The following is a 5298-nucleotide window of genomic DNA, read 5'->3' on the forward strand; positions in this document are numbered from 1 at the left end:
TACGTCCGACGAGGTCGTGACCATCCTGGCCGGGGAACTCGTCAACGACAATGAGATCGATTTGCTCTCTGAAACCCTCGAAGAGAAGTTCCCCGACGTCGAGCTGGATGTGTATAAAGGCGACCAACCCATCTATCATTTTATTATCGGTATAGAATAAAATACGGATAAAGCCAAAGCCCGTGAAGGAGCCCATATGCCGAAAATAGCGATTGTTACCGACAGCACGGCCGACATGCCGCTGTCGTTTTATAAAGAAAACGATATCACGATGGTGCCGCTTATCGTCCGGTTTGGCGAGGATACCTACAAGGACTGGGTCGAGATGCCGCCCAAGAAGTTTTATCCGCTGCTCAAGCAGGTCGACGTCCTGCCCAAAACATCACAGCCCTCAGTTCAGGATTTCATTGAAGCATATGAGAAACACTCCGGCTGCGACCATATTATATCGATACACCTTTCATCAAAGCTGAGCGGCACGTACCAGTCCGCTTATATCGCGGCCCAGAACGTGGGCACGCCGGTAACGGTCATCGACAGTAAGCAGGCAAGCGTGGGCACTGCCGCCATCGTAAAAGAACTTATAGCTGCCCGCGATAAAAGGCTCGGTCTCGATGAAATGCTTAAGATCGCAGACGACCTCATCGGGAAAATGACGCTTTTGTTTTACGTGGATACTTTAAAGTATCTGGAGATGGGCGGGCGAATCGGCAAGGCGTCGGCACTCGTCGGGTCAATCCTGAATATAAAACCGATTCTTACCCTTGAGGACGGCGTTGTTGCGCCGTTTAAAAAGGTAAAGGGGCGCAAGAAGGTAAACAGGGAACTCATCGAGGCATTGAAGGCGGCGAGCAATGGCAAACGTCTCAGAGTATGCCTGATGCATGCCGACGCTCCTGAAGCGATAGAGGAACTTGAAGCCCTCATGCGGCAGGAGAGATTAAACTACGAACTATCAATAAAGTCAGAGCTCGGCAGCGTTATCGGCACATACACGGGGCCCGGTACCATCGGCATCCTGTTCTACCCGATCGACGAGCAACCGGCGACCCAACTTACATCCGGCAAGCGCAATCAGCAAGGCTACGACCCTTGCTGATAGTGAGGTCAAGAGACCGGGGTCCTGGGTCCAGAAGAAACTGGTGAATAGGTGAATGGGTGAATGGGGTGTGGGTCGAGAGCGTTGGTTTAAGGAAGAGGGTTGCTAGGGTGTCATTCTGAACGAAGTGAAGAATCTCGGGCGCACCAACAGTAATTGTCACTGATTAGCGTCTAGGCGTAGGAAGCCTTTATAGATGAAATGGTTGATAATAATTGTCTAATTCGCAGAACAAGAGCAACAATACCACAGCACTTAACCAACCCGTCTCAAAGGTAAAATTCGTAGGCGGGGTTACCGTGGGTCACCTGAAAAAGCTGGGGATTGAGACTGTCGGCGACCTCTTGGTTCATTTCCCGCACCGGTATCTCGATCTTTCAAGGATGCGAAAAATCGGCGAGCTGAAAGGCGGCGAGAGCGCCACCATCATCGGTGAGGTGCGCGAGGTAAAGAGCCGGCGCAGCAAGCGGGGGATGAGCGTCGTTAACGTATCCATCTTCGACGGGACGGGATATATCACCGGCACATGGTTTAACCAGCCGTTTATCACAAAGCGCCTGAAAGAAGGTATGCAGGTTACCTTTAGCGGCAAGATATCGTATAAATACCGGCAGTTACAGATAGACAACCCGTTTTACGATATCCTGAGCGAAAACAGCGCAGAGCCGATTCACTCTGGACGAATCATCCCTATCCATCCGGCGACGCAAAACCTTACCACCAACACCTTACGACGAATTATTAAGAATGCCCTGGATGAATACGGGGAGGTTCCCGAGCCGCTGCCCGCAGACCTACGTAAGCGAAACGACCTTCTCCCAAAATCAATTGCATTAAAGGAAATCCATTTTCCCACAAGCAGGGGTGCCCTGGTAAAAGCCCGCGCCCGGTTTATCTTTGAAGAACTCTTCCTCATGCAACTCGGCCTTGCAGCGCGCAAGAAGCATATCAAGACGCAAACAAAAGGCATCGCCCATAGACGGGACGGTGATCTCATTCGGAGGTTTTACGAAGCGCTGCCGTTTGAGTTGACAGCCGATCAAAAGAAAGTAATCGACGAGATACAAACCGACATGGAAAAGCCGATTCCTATGAACCGTCTCCTGCAGGGTGAGGTCGGCTCGGGGAAAACTATGGTCGCATTGGCGGCTCTGCTTACCTCCGTGCAAAGCGGCTACCAGGCGGCGATGATGGCGCCCACCGAGGTTTTAGCGAACCAGCACTATTTAAAGCTGAAGGATATGCTCGCAAACCTCGGCGTCCAAACGGCTCTGCTTACCGGCACGCTTTCCCGGAAAGAGCGCGAGAGACTCATACAAAGTGTGAGAGACGGCGATATCGATATCATCATCGGCACCCACGCGATTATCCAGGATGCGGTCGATTTCAAGCGCCTCGGTGTTGCGGTTATCGACGAGCAGCACCGTTTCGGCGTGCAGCAGCGCATCACCTTAAAAGAGAAGGGGTATTTCCCCGATATCCTGATCATGAGCGCAACTCCTATCCCGCGAACGCTCTCTTTAACCCTCTACGGCGATCTTGACGTCTCGATCATCAAAGAGCTTCCGGGGGGCAGGAAAGTGGGCGAGCACATCAAGACGGTCCTGTTAAAGGATACCCAGCGGGATAAAGCCTACGAGAAAATCCGAAGCGAGGTCGGCGCCGGCAGGCAGGCCTATATCGTCTGCCCGCTCATCGAGGAGTCGGATAAGTTGGAAGTTAAAGCGGTAACGGAAGAGGCAGACCGCCTTAAGAATGAGATCTTCCCGGATTTAAACGTCGGCCTCATACACGGCAAGCTCAAATCCGCCGAAAAAGAGGAGACGATGCGCCAATTCAATGCCGGGGAACTCGATATTCTTATCTCGACAACGGTTATCGAGGTTGGGATCGATATCCCCAATGCTACGGTCATGCTCGTCGAGGACGCCGATAGGTTCGGCCTGGCCCAGCTCCATCAGCTTCGCGGTAGGATAGGCCGCGGCGGGCACAAATCATACTGCATCCTCTTTGCGAGTATGACAACGGACGAGGCAAACCAAAGGATGGAGGCAATCCGCACCGTCAACGACGGCTTTTTACTTGCCGAAGCGGACTTAAAAATACGCGGCGAAGGCCAGATCTTCGGCACGCGTCAATCCGGCCTGCCCGATCTAAAGCTGGCAAAACTTACCCGAGACATCGAGATCCTGTCCACAGCCCGCAAAGAAGCCTTCACAATAGTAGACGCCGACCCAACCCTTGCAACCAAACAGAATCTGCCGCTGCGACACGAAGTCAAAGCAAAATTCGGCAATTCTTTAGACTGGCTGTTCCAAGCATGAGGGTTATCGCAGGCAGTGCAAAAGGACGAAAACTACATGCGCCAAAGGGACAGGCAATACGGCCTACTTCCGATAGGGTTAAAGAGGCCGTATTCAATATAATCGGCGGCCGTGTCAATGACGCTAACGTATTAGACCTTTTTGCAGGAACGGGCGGGTTTGGTATAGAAGCACTTAGCAGAGGTGCAAAAGAGACCTATTTTATAGATACGAGCAACGAAGCGGTTCGTCTGATCAAAAAAAATTTAGAAGCAACAGGGCTAGGCGATACGGCGATTGTAATTAAAGCCGATGCCAATAAAGCGATAAAAAGGTTGGTAAAGGATGGTGCTAAGTTCGATTTGATTTTTCTTGACCCTCCTTATAGAATTAGCGTATCCTTTTTAAATGCCATCCTATTTACACTGGGGCACCATGTGTTGCAATCCGATGGCTTGCTTGTTTTGGAACACTCGGCAAAAATCGAACCAAGGGCCGTTGAAGGCCTCGATGTAGAATCCACGCGCGTCTACGGGGACACGGCCGTAACGTTCTATAGCAAGAAAGATCAGAGGGGTTTGCAATGACAATAGCAGTTGTTCCGGGCAGCTTTGACCCAATAACTGCCGGTCACATAGATATTATTAAACGGGCTGCCGAGATTTACGATGAGGTGGTTGTCGGGATAGTCGTCAATCCAAACAAGCGCTGTCTTTTCTCCCTCGATGCGCGTGTCGATATGGTCAAGGAGGCGATCGGCTGGACGGATAAAATCAGGGTAGATGCGTTTGACGGCCTACTGGTTGAGTTTGTAAGAATGCACGATGCTCGTGTTATCATAAGGGGGCTAAGGGCGGTCTCTGATTTCGAGCACGAATTCCAGATGGCCCAGCTTAACCGAAGGTTAGACCCAGAAGTAGAAACAATCTTTGTAATGGCCAGTCCAGAATATGCATACTTAAGCTCCAGTATCGTTAAAGAAATCGCGCGATACGGGGGCAACATAAATGGACTTGTACCACCCAACGTAGAAAAACTGTTGCGCGATGCACTGGCTTAGCCAGGGGAGGTTTATAGTATAGATGGATATAATGGGCCTAATTGACCGGCTAGAGGACGTGATAGCAAATGGGCGAAAAATACCTCTGTCCGCGTCTGTAGTGCTACAGGAGCATAAATTATACGACATAATAGACGAACTAAGGGCGGCACTTCCGGATGAACTAAAACAGGCTCGGTGGATTGTCAAAGAACGACAAGAAATGATCGATGAGGCCGAAAAAGAAAGAAACCGGATCATCGAAGAAGCCATGATTCGTGCGGAAGCCATGGCTGATGAGAGGGAAGTGGTGAAGCTCGCCGAACGAAGGGCACACGAGTTAATCGAAGCGGCGCAGGCAAGAGAGCGTGAGATCCGCCTCGGCGCCGAAGATTACGCCGATGAGATGCTTGCCAACCTTGAAGTAAATCTGGGCAAACTTCTCACCGCCGTACAGCGCGGCCGCGACCGGCTCCAGGGACGTCTCGAACGTTAATTCGCTCATATGTAAAGCTATTATCTTTTATATATTTATTCACCAGACAATCGTTGATATACTAAACAGTTAAAGTTCTTGTGGTAATCATCACAAGAACTTTTTATATGGCTGATAGGCAAGTTGTAATAATAAAACCGATGTGTGTCATTCTGAAGGAGCGATTAGCAAATGGTAAACGGCGATTAGTTGCCATTCTGAGAGAGCGATTAGTAAACGGTGAACAGCGCTTAGTTGTCATTCTTATAGCAAATAGCAAACGGCGATTAGATGTCATTCTGAAGGAGCGAAGCGACTGAAGAATCTTGGGTGCGGAAACCTTCTTTTTATGCAGGAGGGTCTAAGCTTAGACAAACTAAAG

General features: G+C 50.3%; 6 protein-coding genes. All 6 read left to right on the top strand.

The genetic code is table 11. The annotated features are described in order from the left end of the window. The first annotated feature begins 16 nt into the window (after positions 1 to 16). The 6 genes from COY37_RS11880 (at position 17) to COY37_RS07100 (ending at position 4937) form a co-directional block, all read left to right on the top strand. Entirely contained in the window at positions 17 to 160 is a 144-nt protein-coding gene (locus COY37_RS11880; protein WP_353683009.1) for a hypothetical protein, read from the top strand. 36 nt (positions 161 to 196) lie between these two features. Then, positions 197 to 1099 carry a DegV family protein gene (locus COY37_RS07080; protein ID WP_286678541.1) on the top strand — a complete coding sequence of 301 codons (903 nt, stop codon included), beginning with the start codon at positions 197 to 199 and terminating at the stop codon, positions 1097 to 1099. 215 nt (positions 1100 to 1314) lie between these two features. Further along, complete coding sequence (gene recG, locus COY37_RS07085) at positions 1315 to 3423, top strand: ATP-dependent DNA helicase RecG (protein ID WP_286678542.1); 2109 nt, start codon at positions 1315 to 1317, stop codon at positions 3421 to 3423. Continuing rightward, positions 3420 to 3989: a 16S rRNA (guanine(966)-N(2))-methyltransferase RsmD gene (rsmD, locus tag COY37_RS07090; protein WP_286678543.1), complete on the top strand. Its 570-nt coding sequence runs from the start codon at positions 3420 to 3422 to the stop codon at positions 3987 to 3989. Before recG ends, rsmD begins: the two co-directional genes overlap by 4 nt. Then, the gene (gene coaD, locus COY37_RS07095) at positions 3986 to 4462 is read left to right on the top strand and encodes a pantetheine-phosphate adenylyltransferase (protein WP_286678544.1); all 477 of its coding nucleotides are present in this window, start codon (positions 3986 to 3988) and stop codon (positions 4460 to 4462) included. Before rsmD ends, coaD begins: the two co-directional genes overlap by 4 nt. Before the next feature lie 22 nt (positions 4463 to 4484). Next, positions 4485 to 4937, top strand: coding sequence for a hypothetical protein (locus COY37_RS07100; RefSeq protein WP_286678545.1), 453 nt, complete (start codon positions 4485 to 4487; stop codon positions 4935 to 4937). The last annotated feature ends 361 nt before the right edge of the window (positions 4938 to 5298 follow it).

Origin of the sequence: Candidatus Aquicultor secundus, assembly GCF_002791875.1 — a bacterium.
GTDB classification, from domain to species: domain Bacteria; phylum Actinomycetota; class Aquicultoria; order Aquicultorales; family Aquicultoraceae; genus Aquicultor_A; species Aquicultor_A secundus.